14 protein-coding genes are annotated in these 17206 nt (G+C 64.1%); 8 read left to right on the forward strand and 6 right to left on the reverse strand.

Annotated features, from left to right (window positions below; genetic code table 11):
- The first annotated feature begins 293 nt into the window (after positions 1 to 293).
- The 4 genes from FVF58_RS19565 (at position 294) to FVF58_RS19580 (ending at position 3606) form a co-directional block, all read left to right on the forward strand.
- Entirely contained in the window at positions 294 to 1052 is a 759-nt protein-coding gene (locus FVF58_RS19565; protein WP_149671524.1) for a Smr/MutS family protein, read from the forward strand.
- 13 nt (positions 1053 to 1065) lie between these two features.
- Positions 1066 to 1686 (forward strand): trimeric intracellular cation channel family protein, encoded by a 621-nt coding sequence (locus FVF58_RS19570; RefSeq protein WP_149671641.1) that lies wholly within the window; start codon positions 1066 to 1068, stop codon positions 1684 to 1686.
- Between the two features lie 144 nt (positions 1687 to 1830).
- Positions 1831 to 2490 carry a glutathione S-transferase family protein gene (locus FVF58_RS19575; RefSeq protein ID WP_149671525.1) on the forward strand — a complete coding sequence of 220 codons (660 nt, stop codon included), beginning with the start codon at positions 1831 to 1833 and terminating at the stop codon, positions 2488 to 2490.
- 198 nt (positions 2491 to 2688) lie between these two features.
- A complete protein-coding gene (locus tag FVF58_RS19580; protein ID WP_149671526.1) occupies positions 2689 to 3606 on the forward strand; it encodes a LysR family transcriptional regulator in 918 nt (305 codons plus the stop codon).
- Between the two features lie 102 nt (positions 3607 to 3708).
- Here the strand turns inward: FVF58_RS19580 and FVF58_RS19585 are convergent, their stop codons facing one another.
- From FVF58_RS19585 to FVF58_RS19600, 4 genes are all read right to left on the reverse strand, one after another.
- Entirely contained in the window at positions 3709 to 4824 is a 1116-nt protein-coding gene (locus FVF58_RS19585) for an ABC transporter ATP-binding protein (protein ID WP_149671527.1), read from the reverse strand.
- Positions 4825 to 4928: 104 nt separating this feature from the next.
- Entirely contained in the window at positions 4929 to 5786 is an 858-nt protein-coding gene (locus tag FVF58_RS19590) for a carbohydrate ABC transporter permease (RefSeq protein ID WP_149671528.1), read from the reverse strand.
- Positions 5776 to 6714, reverse strand: coding sequence for a carbohydrate ABC transporter permease (locus FVF58_RS19595; protein ID WP_149671529.1), 939 nt, complete (start codon positions 6712 to 6714; stop codon positions 5776 to 5778). Before FVF58_RS19595 ends, FVF58_RS19590 begins: the two co-directional genes overlap by 11 nt.
- A 215-nt stretch (positions 6715 to 6929) precedes the next feature.
- Entirely contained in the window at positions 6930 to 8177 is a 1248-nt protein-coding gene (locus FVF58_RS19600) for an ABC transporter substrate-binding protein (RefSeq protein ID WP_149671530.1), read from the reverse strand.
- A gap of 550 nt (positions 8178 to 8727) precedes the next feature.
- Between FVF58_RS19600 and zwf the strand changes: the two genes are divergently transcribed.
- From zwf to FVF58_RS19620, 4 genes are all read left to right on the forward strand, one after another.
- On the forward strand, positions 8728 to 10191 hold the full coding sequence (zwf, locus tag FVF58_RS19605; protein ID WP_149671531.1) for a glucose-6-phosphate dehydrogenase: 1464 nt from the start codon (positions 8728 to 8730) through the stop codon (positions 10189 to 10191).
- A 183-nt stretch (positions 10192 to 10374) separates the two neighbouring features.
- Positions 10375 to 11082 carry a 6-phosphogluconolactonase gene (gene pgl / locus FVF58_RS19610; protein WP_149671532.1) on the forward strand — a complete coding sequence of 236 codons (708 nt, stop codon included), beginning with the start codon at positions 10375 to 10377 and terminating at the stop codon, positions 11080 to 11082.
- The gene (locus tag FVF58_RS19615) at positions 11060 to 12976 is read left to right on the forward strand and encodes a bifunctional transcriptional regulator/glucokinase (RefSeq protein WP_149671533.1); all 1917 of its coding nucleotides are present in this window, start codon (positions 11060 to 11062) and stop codon (positions 12974 to 12976) included. Before pgl ends, FVF58_RS19615 begins: the two co-directional genes overlap by 23 nt.
- 174 nt (positions 12977 to 13150) lie before the next feature.
- Positions 13151 to 14077 carry a bestrophin family protein gene (locus tag FVF58_RS19620; RefSeq protein WP_149671534.1) on the forward strand — a complete coding sequence of 309 codons (927 nt, stop codon included), beginning with the start codon at positions 13151 to 13153 and terminating at the stop codon, positions 14075 to 14077.
- A 42-nt stretch (positions 14078 to 14119) separates the two neighbouring features.
- On the opposite strand, the gene FVF58_RS19625 is transcribed toward FVF58_RS19620, so the two are convergent.
- On the reverse strand, positions 14120 to 14854 hold the full coding sequence (locus tag FVF58_RS19625; RefSeq protein WP_149671535.1) for a lysozyme inhibitor LprI family protein: 735 nt from the start codon (positions 14852 to 14854) through the stop codon (positions 14120 to 14122).
- Between the two features lie 2 nt (positions 14855 to 14856).
- The gene (locus FVF58_RS19630) at positions 14857 to 17142 is read right to left on the reverse strand and encodes an arginine/lysine/ornithine decarboxylase (RefSeq protein ID WP_149671536.1); all 2286 of its coding nucleotides are present in this window, start codon (positions 17140 to 17142) and stop codon (positions 14857 to 14859) included.
- Positions 17143 to 17206: the final 64 nt, after the last annotated feature.

Consider the following 17206-nt stretch of genomic DNA (forward strand, 5'->3'; position numbering starts at 1 on the left):
GTGGTTGGGCGTGACCCGGCCGCCTGTTTGAGAGAAGGCCGCGGCTGCAAAGCCGGCGGCCTTTTTTGCGTGTGGGCGGGTGGGGTTTGTGGCGGGTTTGCCTTGCAGGTTTGCCTTGGGCTGCACTGTGTTCGCGCTGGCCGTGCCCGCACCGCACGCATGCCGCCCATTTGCAATGCGCCTGCCGCGCGGACCCGTTGTCGAGCGCTTCGCCACAACGCCGCAGCATCCGTTTGAACGCCCGTAAACAATCATCGCGCGACCGACCTACATTTTCTGCGTGTATTACCGATATGCCGAAGAATCACCCCCACCCAAGCGAACCGAAGCGCCCGCGCGCCGTTGCGAAGCCCGCGCCTGAACCGGCCGCGCCCGCCGCCCAACCGAAGCTCGATCGAGCGGCGGGGCTCGCCGGCCTCGGCGCGCTGCGCGACGCCTTGAAGGTCGATACGCAACGGCGCGAGCGCGAACGTACGGTCGCGGCGGCGGCGCAGCGCGAAGCGGCGGCGGACGCCGACCTGTTCCGCCGCGAGATCGGCGCAGTCGCGCCGCTCGCGACGCCGCCGCGCGCGAGGCTGCCGCGCAATCCCCCGCCGCCGCTGCCGGTGCAAACCAGGCTCGACGAAGAAGCCGTCCTGCATGAAGCAATCTCCGACGAATTCGATCCCGAAGTGCTGCTCGAAACCGACGAAACGCTGTCCTACTGCCGCCCCGGCGTGAGCCAGGAAGTCGTGCGAAAACTGCGGCGCGGCGACTGGATCGTACAGGCGCAAATCGACCTGCATGGAATGCGGCGCGACGAAGCGCGCGAGGCGCTCGCCGAGTTCATCCGCGAATCGGTGAAACGCGGCTTGCGCTGCTTGCGCGTGATCCACGGCAAGGGTTTGGGATCGATCGGCAAGGAGCCGGTGTTGAAGGGCAAAGTGCGCGCGTGGCTGGTGCAGAAGTCGGAAGTGATCGCGTTCTGTCAGGCGCGGCCGCATGACGGCGGCGCCGGCGCGGTGGTCGTGCTGTTGCAGCCGGGCGCGTTGCCGGCGCACCCCAAGCCCTGACGGAGCCGCAGTGATCCATCCAAGGCTGACGCTGGCGCTGACCATCATGGAAGCGCTGGCGATTTTTGCGTACGCGATTTCCGGATTAATCGAAGCCAGAAGCCGCCGGCTCGACGCGGTGGGCACCTTCCTTGTGGCGATCGCCACGGCCTTCGGCGGCGGCACGCTGCGCGACGTGCTGCTGGAGCGGCGGCCGTTCTACTGGGTCGAGCATCAAGGCTATCTGATCGCGATCTTCGTGATGTCGCTGTTCGCGCCGACCCTGCTGAAGATGACCTCACGCCTGCTGTCCGAGCGCGTGCTGCTGGTCGCGGACGCGGTGGGGCTGGGCCTCTTCAGCATCGCGGGCACGTCGATCGCGCACGACGCGCAGATGCCGTGGTTCACGTCGGTGATGATGGGCGTGTTGACGGGCGTGTTCGGCGGCGTGATCCGCGACGTGCTGTGCAACGAAGTGCCGCTGATCCTGCGCGACTCGCGGCCTTACGCGACGTGCGCGTTCGTGGGCTGCTGGCTGTACGTGCTGCTGGACTATGTGAACTTTGACACGGTGTATAGCGTGCTGGTCGCGACCGCGTTTATCCTGCTGGCACGGCTGGTGACGTACCGGTTCGACGTCCGCTTGCCGCATTGAGCGCGGCCGGTTGCCGGCGGCGCTCAATGCGGCAAGCCCGATTCACGGCTGTCGATTTTCGCGCTCGCCGTTCGTCGTGACATACACGGCCCTTGCGGCCGTCGTTGCGCCACGGCGCACCCGCAACCGCCCAAGGTGACCGCGATGACCCTGAAACTCTATGCCCACCCGTTCTCCTCGTACTGCCAGAAGGCCCTGACCGCGCTCTACGAAAACGGCACGCCGTTCGAGCTGCGCCTTTTGTCGCAAGACAACCCGCAAGTGCTGGCCGAATTCGCCGCGCTGTGGCCGATCAAACGCTTTCCCGTGCTGGTCGACGGCAGCCGGACCGTGGTCGAGGCGACCATCATCATCGAATATCTCGGCCTCTATCATCCGGGCCCGAAGCCGCTGCTGCCCGCCGACCCGCGCGCCGCGCTCGAAGTGCGCAGCATGGACCGCTTCTTCGACAACTACATCTCGACGCCGCAGCAAAAAATCGTCTACGACAGTCTGCGCCCCGAGGCGGAGCGCGATCCGCGCGCGGTCGCCGACGCCCGTGCGATGCTCGACACTTCGTACGCCTGGCTGAACAACGTGATTGCCGAGCGCGAATGGGCCGCCGGCGACACCTTCAGCCTCGCCGACTGCGGCGCCGGCCCGTTCCTCTTCTATGCCGACTGGACGCATCCGATCGACCCGGCCTTCGCGCACGTGCGAGCCTATCGCCAGCGGCTGCTGGCGAGGCCGTCGTTTGCGCGAGCGGTCGACGAAGCGCGGCCGTATCGTCCGTTGTTTCCGCTCGGCGCGCCCGACCGGGATTGAGCGGCGCGACAGGCAGCCTTCAGCAGCCACCAGGCGGAAGCGGCCCGGAGCGCGAACCGGCAGCGGCACGCCAGTCATGCTCTGGCCGCGCTCCGCGCAAGGTTCCGGGCGCGGAGCCCGGTCCCCCAGGACAACAATATTTCCACCCTGTAAACTCTCCTCGAAGGCCACCTCCGCCCATCACTCACAAGGCACAACATGGACCGTTTCGAAGCGATGGAGATATTTACGCGTGTCGTCGAGGCGAACAGCTTCACCAAAGTATCCGAATCGCTCGACCTGCCCCGCGCCAAAGTCAGCCGCACGATCCAGGCGCTGGAGGAACACGTCGGCGTCCGGCTGCTGAACCGTTCGACGCGCCAGGTGAGTGTCACCGAAGACGGCGCGTCGTTCTACGAACGCTGCGTGCGCATCCTCGCCGAAGTCGCCGACGCTGAATCGTCGCTGTCGAACAAGCGCGAAAATCCGGCCGGTACGATCCGCGTCGATACGTCGGGCACGCTCGCCCGCGCGCTGCTGTTGCCCGCGCTCGACGATTTCTACCGGCAATACCCGCAGATCGACGTGCGGCTCGGTCTCGCGGATCGCAACATCGATCTGATCCAGGATGCGGTGGATTGCGTGATCCGCATGGGCACGCCGGAAGAGTCGAGTCTGGTCGCGCGGCGCATCGGCGAGGCGCGCATCGTCACGTGCGCGTCGCCCGCGTATCTGCAGAAATACGGCACGCCGACCACGCTCGAAGAACTCGCCGAACATCGCGCCGTCAACTACGTGTCCGCGCGCACCGGCCGGACCTTCCCGTTCGAATACCAGGTGGACGGCGAGATCGCGAAGGTCACGATGAAAAGCGTGCTCGCGGTGAACGACGGCTCGGTGTACATCGGCGCGGGCGCGCTCGGCCACGGGATCATCCAGCCGTCGCGCTTCATGGTCGCCGAACTGATCGAGCAAGGCGCGCTCAAGGAAATTCTCACGAACTACACGAGCCCCGGCACGCCGCTTTCGGTCCTCTACGCGCACCGCCGCAATCTGAGTTCGCGGCTGCGCGCGTTCATCGAATGGGTGACGGCGCTGGCGCGCAACAATCCGGACTTGCGCATCCCGGACGCGTGAGGGCGGCACCCACGCCACCCACGCCATCAAAACAAAGCCCCATGCGTCGTAAAACGCATGGGGCTTTTCTCAAGCATCAATCAGCCAGTCGAATCCACTCGCTCAGGCGATCCGCTCTTCGTTGGCCGGATCGAACAGCACCGCCTTCGACGTATCGAACAACAGCGTCGTGTTCGTGAGCGGTTGCGGATTCGACGCCGGGTGCACGCGGCTCACCACGCGCTTGCCGTTGACCTGCGCGAACACCAGCGTGTCCGGGCCGGTCGGCTCGATCACGTCGACCTTCACTTCGACCGGTTGCAACTGCGAGTCGTCGCCGTGCGCGCCGCGCTTGTCGGTGATGCGCTCCGGCCGCAGGCCGAGAATCACATCGCGGCCGACATGCGAGTTCACCTTCGCCGAGTCGAACGGCAGCACCAGCGCCTTGCGCGCAACGCCCGTGTCCAGCTCGATGCCGACGCCCGCGCCCTGCTCCACCAGCTTGCCCTGGATGAAGTTCATCGGCGGCGCGCCGATGAAGCCGGCCACGAACAGATTCGACGGCGAGTCGTAGATTTCCTGCGGCGCGCCGAACTGCTGCACGATGCCGTCCTTCATCACCGCGATGCGGTCGCCGAGCGTCATCGCTTCGATCTGATCGTGCGTCACGTAGACGATCGTCGTGCCGAGGCGCTGATGCAGCAGCTTGATTTCCGAACGCATCTCGATACGCAGCTTCGCGTCGAGGTTCGACAGCGGCTCGTCGAACAGGAACATCACCGGATCGCGCGCGAGAGCGCGGCCCATCGCCACACGCTGACGCTGTCCGCCGGACAGTTGGCCCGGCTTGCGATCGAGCAGGTGCGTGATCTGCAGCGTATTCGACACGCGATCGACGATCTGCGTCTGCTCCTGCTTCGGCACCTTGCGGATGTTCAGGCCGAACGAGATGTTCTCGCGCACCGTCATCGACGGATACAGCGCGTACGACTGGAACACCATCGCGATGTCGCGATCTTTCGGCGACAGGTTGTTGACCGTCTTGCCGTCGATCTGGATCTCGCCCTTGGTCACGGTTTCGAGGCCGGCGATCATGTTGAGCAGCGTCGACTTACCGCAGCCCGAGCCGCCGACCAGAATCAGGAACTGGCCGTCTTCGATGTCGATATTGACACCCTTCAGAACCGGCACCCCGTTCGGGTAGGTCTTGTACACGTCACGGATGGAAAGGCTTGCCATGCTGTGAATCCTCTTGTCTCTGGTACTGCTTGAAAACGTCTTGTCGGGTGACGGCGGCGCGGGTTCAGTGGCGCGCCGCCGCGCCCGGATGGTTTAGCCCGGGGTTAGCCCTTGACGGCGCCGGCCGTCAGGCCGCGCACGAAATAGCGTCCGGCGATGATGTACACCAGCAGCGTCGGCAGCGCGGCGATGATGGCGCCGGCCATGTCCACGTTGTATTCCTTCACGCCGGTCGAGGTGTTCACGAGGTTGTTCAGCGCCACCGTGATCGGCATCGAATCGACGCCGGAGAACACAATACCGAACAGGAAGTCATTCCAGATCTGCGTGAATTGCCAGATCAGGCACACCATGAAAATCGGCAGCGAGACCGGCAACAGGATCTTCGTGAAGATCGTGAAGAAACCCGCGCCGTCGATACGCGCCGCCTTCACGAGTTCAGCCGGAACGCTCACGTAAAAGTTGCGGAAGAACATCGTGGTGAACGCGATACCGTAGATCACGTGGACTAGCACGAGGCCGCTCGTCGTGTTCGACAGGCCGAGGAAGCCTTCGAGCCGCGCCATCGGCAGCAGGATCGCCTGGAACGGAATGAAGCAGCCGACCAGTAGCATCGTGAAGATCGGATCGGCGCCACGGAAACGCCAGTGCGTGAGCACATAACCGTTGAACGCGCCGATGATCGACGAGATCAGCACGGCGGGAATCACCATCCGCACCGAGTTCATAAAGAACGGCTGCATGCCGTCGCAACGCACGCCCGTGCAGGCGCCGCTCCATGCCTTGATCCAGGGATCGATCGTCCAGTGCGACGGCGGCGTGAGCAGATTGCCGCTGCGCAGCTGGTCGATGTCCTTGAACGACGTGGACAGCATCACGTACAGTGGGAACAGGAAGTACAGGGCAAACAGAATCAACGCCGCATATATGACGGCGCGGCTGATCGTCATCTTAGGCTGCATTGCGGGTGCTCCTCGATTCCAGATACATCAGCGGCACGAGCACGGCCACAACGGTGGCGAGCATCATCATCGACGAAGCCGCGCCGACGCCGAGCTGCCCGCGATTGAACGAAAACGTGTACATGAAAATAGCCGGCAGCGACGACGAGGTGCCCGGACCGCCCGCGGTCAACGCGACGACCAGGTCGAAGGTCTTGATGGTGATGTGGCAGAGAATCAGCAGCACGGAAAAGAACACCGGCCGCATGCTCGGAATCACGATCTTGCGGTAGATGGTGGGCAGGTTTGCGCCGTCCATCTGCGCGGCCTTGAAGATTTCGCTGTCGACACCGCGCAGGCCCGCGAGGAACAGCGCCATCACGAAGCCGGTGGATTGCCAGACCGCCGCGATCACGACGCAGAAGATCGCCCGGTCCGGGTCGCCGAGCCAGTTGAACGAAAAGCTCGTCCAGCCCCAGTCGTGCAGCACTTTTTCGAGGCCGATGCTGGGCGTCATGATCCATTGCCACGCCGTACCCGTCACGATGAACGAGAGCGCCATCGGGTAAAGGAACACCGCGCGCAACGCGCCTTCATTGCGGATCTGCTGATCGAGCAGGATCGCGAGGAACAGGCCGAGACCTATACAGATCGCGATGAACGGGATGCCGAACCAGCCGAGGTTCGCAGCCGAAGTCCAGAACACGTCGTTGTCGAACAGTTCGCGATAACGGTCGAGGCCGGCGAATTCATAACGAGGCATCAGCCGCGAAGTGGACAGCGACAGAAAGCCGGTAATTGCGATGAAGCCATACACGAAGATGAGGCTGATCACGACGCTGGGTGCGAGCACCAGCTTCGGAATCCAGCGATCGGCAAGGGCCGCCATGGGCGACGTGCGGCGGGTGACGGTGGCCGTTTTCCCGTTTCCGCTGATAGAAGCAGTCACTACTCGACTCCTGCTGAAACTGTACCGCCGGGGTGGTTGCGCGAGAACAGCGCAAGCTCCGACGACGGCATAGATGTGACTCCATGAAACCAGGTGAAGCCGCCCGCAAGCCCCACACGCAGCGCACGCAACGCGCGAGCCGCCAGCGGCGACCTGCAGAACACGCCCGGCGCTTCCTCAGGAAGCCACCGGGCGCGCTGCTTCGCTTACTTCACTTACTTGGTCTTCGCTGCCTTCGCGAGCGCGGCAACTGCGCTCTTCGAATCCTGCTGCGAGTTCATGAACTTCGTGACCACGTCGGAGATCGCACCGGCTGCTGCATCCGGTTGCGCCATGCCGTGCGCCAGCGAAGGCACATAGCCGCCCGCCTTGATCGCGACCTGTTCATCCGCGTACGACTTCTTCGCGCAGTCGTCGAACTTGTCCATCGGCACGCCGAGACGCACCGGGATCGAGCCTTTGTTCAGGCTGAACTGCTCCTGGAACTCCGGCGACATGATCGTCTTCGCAAGCGCCAGTTGACCCGGCGTCGCAGCCTTCTGGCCCTTCTGCTGGAAGAACACGAACGAGTCGACGTTGAACGTGTAGGCCTTTTCCGTGCCCGGTACAGCGGCGCAGATGTAGTCCGAACCCGACTTCTTGCCGGCGTTGGTGAATTCGCCCTTCGCCCAGTCGCCCATGAACTGCATGCCGGCCTTGCCGTTGATGACCATTGCGGTGGCGAGGTTCCAGTCACGGCCCGTGCGGCCCGCGTCGAAGTAGCCCTGGATCTTGCGGACCGTGTCGAACACGCCGACCATCTTGTCCGAAGTCAGCGTCTTTTCGTCGAGGTCGACGATTGCCTTCTTGTAGAAGTCCGCGCCTTGCGACAGCACGACGTCTTCCCACAGCGTCAGGTCTTGCCACGGCTGACCGCCCATGGCGATCGGCTGAATGCCCGCGGCCTTCATCTTGTCGGCCACCGCGAAGAACTCAGCCCACGTGGTCGGCACCTTGCCGCCCGCCTTTTCCAGCGCTGCCTTGTTGATGTACAGCCAGTTCACGCGGTGCACGCCGAACGGTGCGCCAACGTAGTGACCGTCCGCGTGCATGATCTTGTCGATCTCCGGCGGCAGGTTCTTCTTCCAGTCGCCTGCAACTGCGTCGATCGGCACCAGCACCCCTTGCGAAGCCCAATCCTGGATCAGCGGACCCTTGATCTGCGCGGCGCTCGGCGCATTGCCCGAGATCACCTGCGTCTTCAGAGCCGTCATGGCTGCCGCGCCGGCGCCACCCGCAACTGCGAAGTCCTTCCACGTGTAACCCTGCTTCGTCATGTCGTCCTTGAGGACGCCGACGGCTTTCGATTCGCCGCCCGAAGTCCACCAGTGCAACACTTCGACCGACTCGGCAGCCTGCACCGCCGAGACGCCACACATCAGACCCGCAGCGCACAAAGCGCCCATGATCGCGCGAATTTTCATTGCTTATCTCCTCCAGACACCTGAACAAAAAAACAAATGGCCCCTGATGTCGCCAGGGTGCTGTGGTTGGTTCAAACAGGCAAAACACTGGGCGATCGAGCACGGTCGGGCGCATGCGCAAGGCATGTGCCGGCGGACCGGTGTCCGACCGCTAGAAGCTCAAGAGATGAGTGGTTTGGGATGCAACTGTTTGTCTCCTCTTTTGATTTTTGCCTGCCCGCGTCGCGCGGCAGACTCGAGGTGCCTTGCATGTGAACCTGGACAACCGCGCTGCGAGCCGTTACCACCCCGGCTTTCCGTAAGGCCGCCGGGGCCTGCTGGCAGATGCCGGCACGCAATGTCCATTAACATGCAGGGACGCCTGCCGATCCGGGAAAACGCGCATTTTGCCGAACAGCGCACGCTTTTTTCATCGAATTAGCGCTACCTCTTGATTTGGATTGTAGTTAAACTACAATTCAGTGTCAAAAAATATTTTATCGGACTACGGTCGCCTTTTCCGAACAGTGCGCGCTCAGCGCGGCGGCCCCCAGGACATCGACGGAGACTCATGCAAACCGACTCAAGCTTCACTTTCGTTCTCTTCGGCGGAACCGGCGATCTGTCGATGCGCAAGATCCTGCCCGCACTGTTTGAAGCGCACCGTGCAGGCGGCATGCTCGCCGACAGCGGCAAGATCGTCGCGGTGGCGCGGCATGCGGCGGATCGCGCCGAGTACCTCCAATGGGTGAACGAGCACGTCAAACCGCATGTGTCGAAGAACGGCGTCGACGAAGCGGCGTGGACGAGCTTCCTCGCGCGCATCGAGTTCGTGAAGATCGATCTCGGCAATCCGGAAGACTTCGCGCAGTTGCGCGACGCCGTGCGCGACCTGCCCGGCATCCGCGTGTTCTATCTGGCCACGGGCCCGTCGCTGTTCGTGCCGATCTGCCATGCACTGGCGTCGGTGGGGCTCAACGAAAACGCGCGCATCGTGCTCGAAAAGCCCCTCGGCTACGACCTGAAGTCGTCGAATGCGATCAACGATGCGGTCGGCGAGATCTTCGCGGAAGAACAGATCTACCGGATCGACCACTACCTCGGTAAAGAGCCGGTGCAGAACCTGCTCGCGCTGCGCTTCGGCAATGCGCTGTTCGAACCGTTGTGGCGCCGCGAGTGGGTCGAGAGCATTCAGATCACGATTGCCGAGGAACTCGGCGTCGAAGCACGCGGCGACTTCTATGACAACACCGGTGCGCTGCGCGACATGGTGCAAAACCATTTGCTGCAGTTGCTGTCGATCGTCGCGATGGAGCCGCCGCACTCGATGGATTCGGACTCGGTGCGCGACGAAAAGCTGCGCGTGCTGCGCGCGCTGAAACCGATCGATCCGAACGAAATCGGCAAGGTCGCGGTGCGCGGCCAGTATCATGCCGGCGGGATTCGCGGCACACCTGTGCCGGCCTACGCGACCGAACCCGGTGTGAAGGCGGACAGCACGACCGAAACCTTCGTTGCACTGAAGGTCGAGATCGAGAACTGGCGCTGGGCCGGCGTGCCGTTTTTCCTGCGCACCGGCAAGCGGCTCGCGGATCGCGTCGCCGAAATCGTGGTGAATTTCCGTCCGGTGCCGCATTCGGCGCTGGGCGTGTCCGCGTTGCGCGCGGGCGCGAACCGACTGGTGATCCGCCTGCAGCCGAACGAAACCATTCGCCTCTACTGTCTCGCGAAGCAGCCCGGCGAAGGCATGAACCTCGCGAGCGTGCACCTCGACCTCGCGTTCGACCAGTTCTTCCGCGAAGGACAGATGGAGGCGTATCAACGCCTGCTGCTCGACGTGATCAACGGCCGCCTCGCGCTGTTCGTGCGGCGCGACGAGCAGGAAGCCGCATGGCGTTGGGTCGAACCGATCCTGAATGAATGGATGGCCTCGCACAAGCCGCCCAAGCCGTATGCGGCGGGCACGTGGGGACCGGCCGCGGCGAGCGCGATGCTGGCGCAGCACGGCACCTGCTGGCTCGAAGAAGAGAATTGACGGACGGCGCTGCGCGATGTTCGATCGAATATAGCGCGGCGCCGGAGTAAGACCCACCGACGAACTGAACGGAATGGCGCCGGTATCGCCCAGGCGCCTGCAAGCCATCCCACCTTGCAGACGCAGCGCGAGAGCAGTACGGCAGATTCCGCAGATCAAACAAAAAAGCAGCACGGAGGAGAAGTGATCGAGCTTCACGCTTTCGACGATCAACGCGCCCAATCCGACGCGTTGGCGAAAGCGGTTGGCGACGCGTTACATGCGTCGCTCGCCGCACAGGCGGCCGCGTCAACCACTGGCACGCGCCCCGCAATGCTTGCAGTGTCCGGCGGCAGTAGTCCGCGTCCGTTCCTGCAAACGTTGTCTACGCAATCCTTCGACTGGGCGCGCATCGCCGTGACCCTGGTCGACGACCGCTGGGTGCCGGAAACGGACAGCGCGAGCAACGCGCAACTGGCGCACGCCACGTTGTTGCAGAACGCTGCGCGCAACGCCACGTTCTGGCCGCTGGTCGACACCGCCCAGGATCTGCACGCGCATGTCGCCGCGCTGAACGCCGACGCGCGCTTTAGCGCAGTGCCGGACGTCGCGGTGCTCGGCATGGGCGAGGACGGCCATACCGCATCGATCTTCGCGGACTCGCCCGAATGGGATCACGCGATCACCACCACCGAACGCTTCGTCGCCGTGCATCCCGGCAGCGCGCCGCATGCGCGCGTGAGCTGGTCGCTCTCCGCGCTGAAGGAAGTGAAGCACCTGTTTTTGCTGATCGCAGGACCGCGCAAGATGGACGTGCTCAATGCAGCCGCCGCTTCGCTACAAAAAAATGCCATCTCACAGCTGGCAAACGACAAGGGAGTGAGACTCGATGTCTACTGGTGTGCAAACTAAGGCTGTGCCGGGCGCGGGCCAGCACGCCGACGGACCGAGGCTGCTGGCCGACATCGGCGGCACCAACGCGCGTTTCGCGCTGGAGACGGGCCCGGGCGAAATCGGCTCGGTGCTGGTCTATCCGTGCGCGGACTATCCGGGCGTCGCCGACGTCATCAAGAAGTATCTGAAGGACACCAAGATCGGCCGCGTGAATCATGCGGCGATCGCGATTGCGAACCCGGTCGACGGCGACCAGGTGAGCATGACGAATCACGACTGGACCTTTTCGATCGAAGCGACGCGCCGCGCGCTCGGCTTCGACACATTGCTGGTGGTGAACGATTTCACCGCGCTGGCGATGGCGCTGCCCGGCCTCACCGACGCGCAGCGCGTCCAGGTGGGCGGTGGCGCGCGCCGTCCGAACAGCGTGATCGGCCTGCTCGGGCCCGGCACCGGCATGGGCGTGTCCGGCCTGATTCCCGCCGACGACCGCTGGATCGCGCTCGGCAGCGAAGGCGGCCATGCCACCTTCGCGCCCGCCGACGAACGTGAAGACATCGTGCTCCAATACGCGCGCAAGAAGTGGTCGCACGTGTCGTTCGAACGCGTGGCCGCCGGCCCCGGCGTCGAAGTGATTTACCGCGCGCTCGCGGGCCGCGACAAGAAGCGCGTGGCGGCCAATGTCGACACGATCGAGATCGTCAAACGCGCGCTGGACGGCGAGCCGCTGGCGGCCGAATCCGTCGACGTGTTCTGCGGCATCCTCGGCACCTTCGCGGGCAATATCGCGGTGACGCTCGGCGCGCTGGGCGGCATCTACATCGGCGGCGGCGTGGTGCCGCGTCTCGGCGAGTTCTTCGCGCGCTCGTCGTTTCGCCAGCGCTTCGAGGCAAAGGGCCGCTTCGAGGCGTATCTGCAGAACGTGCCGACCTATGTGATCACCGCCGAATATCCGGCCTTCCTCGGCGTCTCGGCGATTCTCGCCGAGCAGCTGTCGAATCGGGCGGGCGGCAGTTCGTCGGCGGTGTTCGAGCGGATTCGCCAGATGCGCGATGCGTTGACGCCGGCCGAGCGCCGCGTCGCCGATCTCGCGCTCAATCATCCGCGCTCGATCATCAACGACCCGATCGTCGATATCGCGCGCAAGGCCGACGTGAGTCAGCCCACCGTGATCCGCTTCTGCCGTTCGCTCGGCTGCCAGGGTCTGTCGGATTTCAAGCTGAAGCTCGCAACGGGTTTGACCGGCACGATCCCGGTGAGCCATAGCCAGGTGCACCTCGGCGATACCGCGACGGATTTCGGCGCGAAGGTGCTGGACAACACCGTGTCGGCGATTCTGCAGTTGCGCGAGCATCTGAACTTCGAGCATGTGGAGCGCGCGATCGATCTGCTGAACGGCGCGCGGCGCATCGAGTTCTACGGGCTCGGCAATTCGAACATCGTCGCGCAGGACGCGCACTACAAGTTCTTCCGCTTCGGCATTCCGACCATCGCCTATGGCGATCTGTACATGCAGGCGGCGTCGGCTGCGTTGCTCGGCAAGGGCGATGTGATCGTGGCCGTCTCCAAGTCGGGCCGCGCGCCCGAACTGCTGCGCGTGCTGGACGTCGCGATGCAGGCCGGCGCGAAGGTGATCGCGATTACGTCGAGCAATACGCCGCTCGCCAAGCGCGCCACCGTCGCGCTCGAAACCGATCACATCGAGATTCGCGAGTCGCAGCTGTCGATGATCTCGCGCATCCTGCATCTGGTGATGATCGACATTCTCGCGGTCGGGGTCGCGATCCGTCGCGCGGTGCCGAGCGCGGACGTGGCCGAGACAGTCGCCAAGGCGCGCGAAGGCGCCGACGACGACGCCACCGCCGTGCTGGACTGGTTGAGCCACGGCGCGGCTTCATCGGCCCGCGATTGAAGCACTGAATCAGCCTGCATCGCTCGGCATCCATCGCGATCCGCGCGGCGCAGGTGTTCTGCTGCGCTGTTATGCCACGTCCGCTGTTATCTCAGGTCATTGCCCGCCGTCGTTGTCGCCCGGACAAACAGCGATAATAGATGCTCCATCGCCCGAGGCAACACGCACAGCCCGATGATCATCCGCCCGCATCTCCACTGGTTCCGCATGCTGCTCGCGTGGCGGGGTTCGGTTCTTCCGCAACTGCTGCCGCGGCTCTCGCTGATCTTCGGCATCTCGATCGTCGCGCTGGCCGCTCACGATCATCTGCTGCCGATCTCGCTGAACCTCAACACCACTGCGCCCTTCTCGCTGATCGGCATCGCGCTCGCGGTGTTTCTCGGCTTCAGGAACAACGCCAGTTACGACCGCTGGTGGGAAGCGCGCAAGCTGTGGGGCCAGTTGCTGAACGAGTCGCGCTCGCTCATTCGCCAGGCGCTCACGTTACCGACACGAACGCTGCCGAAAGAAGAGGTCGGCGAATTTCTCGTCGCGCTCGGCGCCCTTGCGCACGCGCTGCGGCATCAGTTGCGCCGCAGCGATCCGCGCGAGGACCTCGCCGCGCGTCTGCCTGCGGTACTGTGCGAGCGCGTCATGGCATCGCGCTACAGACCGGCGACCTTGATGCTCTATCTGGGCGAATGGGTGCAACGTCACGCGCAGGCAGGCGCGCTGGACCCGATGGCGGTGCTCGCTTTCGACCGGAATCTGAATGGACTGTCGGACGTGATCGGCGGATGCGAGCGCATCGTCTCGACGCCGCTGCCGTTCGCGTACTCGGTGATGATTCACCGCACGGTGTATTTCTTCTGCGCGTCGCTGCCGTTCGGACTGGTCGACAGCATCGGCATCTTCACGCCGGTGTTCGCGGTGTTCGTCGCGTACACGTTCATGGCGCACGAAGCTATCGCCTCGCAGCTCGAAGAGCCCTTCGGCACCGACGACAACGACCTCGCGCTCACCACGATGTCCGCGGTGATCGAGGACGCGCTGCGCGATCTGCGCGGCGAACCGGCCCTCACGCTGCCTAACCGGCAAGCGGAAGACTATCTGTTCGATTGAACGCGCGGGCGGCGCCCACGGCGCGCCGCTTTCGACGCGCGCTCAATCGTTGCCGGCCGTTTCCGACAAACGCTTGAGCGTCGCCACGCGCGCACCGATGATGTCGATGCGGCCGCGCTCGTCGACCACCGGCGTGGTAGCGGCGAGATACTCGCTCCAGGCGCGTTGTGCGCGCACCAGCGTCGCCCGCGAGTGCGCCGGCATCTTCGACTGGAGGCGGCGGTAGTAGCGATTCAGATCGAACATCGCGTGTTCGCACTGCGCGTCGGCGCGGCACGCACGCGGACGGCGCGGCGGCGGACTGCCCGCATTGGCGACTGCGCTGCGCAACACGAGCGCGCGGTCGCGCACCGGTTGCAATTGCATGTCGGCTTCGGCCAGCACATACATCGAGCCGCGCGTCGTCGCGAACACCGCGGCCAGCAACTGCTTCTCGGCCTCGCGCGACGCGAGCCAGCTGGTCTGGCTCTTTGCCCACAGCGTGCGCCGCGCGGGCGGCAGCTTCGGCTGAAGCTGCTGCCACGCGCTGTCCAAGGCGGCCTTCCAGCCGATCCGCGCGTTGTCCATGCACTGCACCTGCCCCGTCGTGGTCGACATGTCGCTGCGCGCGAGACACGCACGCATCGCCGCGTCGATCGGATCGGCGGCGGCGACTTCGGCGTGCGCCGCCGGCGACAGCGCCCCGCACAGCGCCGCCGACGCCACGGCCAGCCCACCCAACGTACGCAACGTGCGCAGCCAGCTGCCTGCACGCGTCGATGGCTTCAGCCAACGCATCGTCAAACGCGAACGCAATCGACGAAGTATTCGATGCGCCCGTTGATCATTTCGCCGACAAGCCCGTGGATGTCCGTGTGGAAACCCGGGAACCGCTCGTTGAATTCGCGCGCGAAACGCAGATAGTTGACGATGGTTTTATTGAAGCGCTCGCCCGGAATCAGCAACGGAATGCCCGGCGGATACGGCGTCAACAGGATCGACGTGACGCGGCCTTCGAGTTCGTCGATCGGCACCCGGTCGATTTCGCGGTGCGCGAGCTTGGCGAACGCATCGGACGGCTTCATCGCCGGCTCCATGCTCGACAGGTACATTTCGGTCGTCAGACGGGCGATGTCGTTCGCGCGATACACGCTATGGATCTGCTGGCACAGATCGCGCAGACCGACACGCTCGTACATCGGGTGATGCTGAACGAACTCGGGCAGCACGCGCCACAGCGGCTGGTTATTGTCGTAGTCGTCCTTGAACTGCTGGAGTTCGGTGACCATCGAGTTCCAGCGGCCCTTCGTGATGCCGATCGTGAACATGATGAAGAACGAATACAGCCCCGTCTTCTCGACGATGATGCCGTGCTCGGCCAGATACTTCGTGACGATCGCAGCCGGAATGCCGGTCTCGCCGAATCCGCCGTCCATGTCCAGACCCGGCGTGACGATGGTCGCCTTGATCGGGTCGAGCATGTTGAAGCCTTCGGCGAGCGAGCCGAAGCCGTGCCACGCATCGTTCGGGCGCAGCATCCAGTCTTCGCGCGAGCCGATGCCTTCTTCGGCGAACTGGTCCGGGCCCCACACCTTGAAGAACCAGTCGTCGCCGTATTCGGCGTCGACCTTGGTCATCGCGCGGCGGAAGTCGAGCGCTTCGGCGATCGACTCTTCGACGAGTGCCGTGCCGCCCGGCGCTTCCATCATCGCCGCTGCCACGTCGCACGACGCGATGATTGCGTACTGCGGGCTCGTGGACGTGTGCATCAGATAGGCTTCATTGAAGCGATGCTTGTCGAACCGGCTGTTCTTCGAATCCTGCACGACGATCTGCGAGGCCTGCGAAATGCCGGCCAGCAGCTTGTGCGTGGAGTGCGTGGCGAACACCAGCGCGCCGATGCGCGGACGGCCCGCGCCGATCGCATGCATGTCCTGATAGAACTCGTGGAACTCGGCGTGCGGCAGCCACGCTTCGTCGAAGTGCAGCGTGTCGAGCCATTCGCCCAACATTTCCTTGATCATCTCGACGTTGTAGATCACACCGTCGTACGTGCTTTGCGTGATCGTCAGAATGCGCGGCTTGAGGTTCGGGTTCTTCGCGAGCGCTTCGCGCGCGAACGGATTCGCCGCGATCTTCTTGCGGATGTTTTCCGGCTCGAACTCGCTGCGCGGAATCGGGCCGATGATGCCGAAGTTGTTGCGCGTGGGCGTGAGGAACACGGGAATCGCGCCGGTCATCGTGATCGCGTGCAGGATCGACTTGTGGCAGTTGCGGTCCACCAGCACGATGTCGCCCGGCGCGACCGTGCCGTGCCAGACGATCTTGTTCGACGTCGACGTGCCGTTGGTCACGAAGAACACATGGTCGGCGCTGAAGATGCGCGCGGCGTTGCGCTCCGAGGCCGCCACCGGACCCGTGTGGTCGAGCAGCTGGCCGAGCTCGTCGACCGCGTTGCAGACGTCGGCGCGCAGCATGTTCTCACCGAAGAACTGGTGGAACATCTGGCCGAGCGGGCTCTTCAGGAACGCGACGCCGCCCGAGTGACCGGGGCAGTGCCACGAGTACGAACCTTCTTCCGCGTACTGCACCAGTTCCTTGAAGAACGGCGGCGCGAGCGAATCCAGATAAACCTTGGTCTCGCGGATGATGTGGCGCGCGACGAACTCCGGCGTGTCCTCGAACATGTGGATGAAGCCGTGCAGTTCGCGCAGGATGTCGTTCGGCAGGTGGCGCGAGGTGCGCGTTTCGCCGTACAGGAAGATCGGAATGTCGGCGTTGCGGCGGCGCACTTCGGTCACGAACGCGCGCAGCGCGACGATCGCGGCGGCCAGCTCCGGCGTCTCGCCTTCCACGACCACGTTGTCGACGTACGGCAGCAGCTCGTCGTCGTCGATCGACAGGATGAAGCACGACGCGCGGCTCGACTGCTGCGCGAACGAGGTCAGATCGCCGTAGCTCGTCAACCCGAGCACTTCCGCGCCTTCTTTCTCGATAGCTTCGGCCAAAGCCCGGATGCCGGAACCCGAGATGTTCTCGGAGCGGAAATCTTCGTCGATGATGACGACGGGAAAACGAAACTTCATGGGCGATTCTCCAAAAAGAACGACCGCTGCCTTGCGTAAGTGCAGCGGTCACCCGAATAGCTGG

It is taken from the genome of Paraburkholderia panacisoli (assembly GCF_008369935.1).
GTDB lineage: Bacteria > Pseudomonadota > Gammaproteobacteria > Burkholderiales > Burkholderiaceae > Paraburkholderia > Paraburkholderia panacisoli.

Excerpts from the sequence above, each read along its gene's own strand:
- FVF58_RS19625 (WP_149671535.1), bottom strand. The coding sequence starts at position 14,854 with ATGCGTTGGCTGAAGCCATCGACGCGTGCAGGCAGCTGGCTGCGCACG.
- FVF58_RS19565 (WP_149671524.1), top strand. The coding sequence starts at position 294 with ATGCCGAAGAATCACCCCCACCCAAGCGAACCGAAGCGCCCGCGCGCC.
- zwf (WP_149671531.1), top strand. The coding sequence starts at position 8,728 with ATGCAAACCGACTCAAGCTTCACTTTCGTTCTCTTCGGCGGAACCGGC.
- FVF58_RS19600 (WP_149671530.1), bottom strand. The coding sequence starts at position 8,177 with ATGAAAATTCGCGCGATCATGGGCGCTTTGTGCGCTGCGGGTCTGATG.
- FVF58_RS19620 (WP_149671534.1), top strand. The coding sequence starts at position 13,151 with ATGATCATCCGCCCGCATCTCCACTGGTTCCGCATGCTGCTCGCGTGG.
- FVF58_RS19615 (WP_149671533.1), top strand. The coding sequence starts at position 11,060 with ATGTCTACTGGTGTGCAAACTAAGGCTGTGCCGGGCGCGGGCCAGCAC.
- FVF58_RS19580 (WP_149671526.1), top strand. The coding sequence starts at position 2,689 with ATGGACCGTTTCGAAGCGATGGAGATATTTACGCGTGTCGTCGAGGCG.
- FVF58_RS19630 (WP_149671536.1), bottom strand. The coding sequence starts at position 17,142 with ATGAAGTTTCGTTTTCCCGTCGTCATCATCGACGAAGATTTCCGCTCC.
- FVF58_RS19590 (WP_149671528.1), bottom strand. The coding sequence starts at position 5,786 with ATGCAGCCTAAGATGACGATCAGCCGCGCCGTCATATATGCGGCGTTG.
- FVF58_RS19575 (WP_149671525.1), top strand. The coding sequence starts at position 1,831 with ATGACCCTGAAACTCTATGCCCACCCGTTCTCCTCGTACTGCCAGAAG.
- FVF58_RS19585 (WP_149671527.1), bottom strand. The coding sequence starts at position 4,824 with ATGGCAAGCCTTTCCATCCGTGACGTGTACAAGACCTACCCGAACGGG.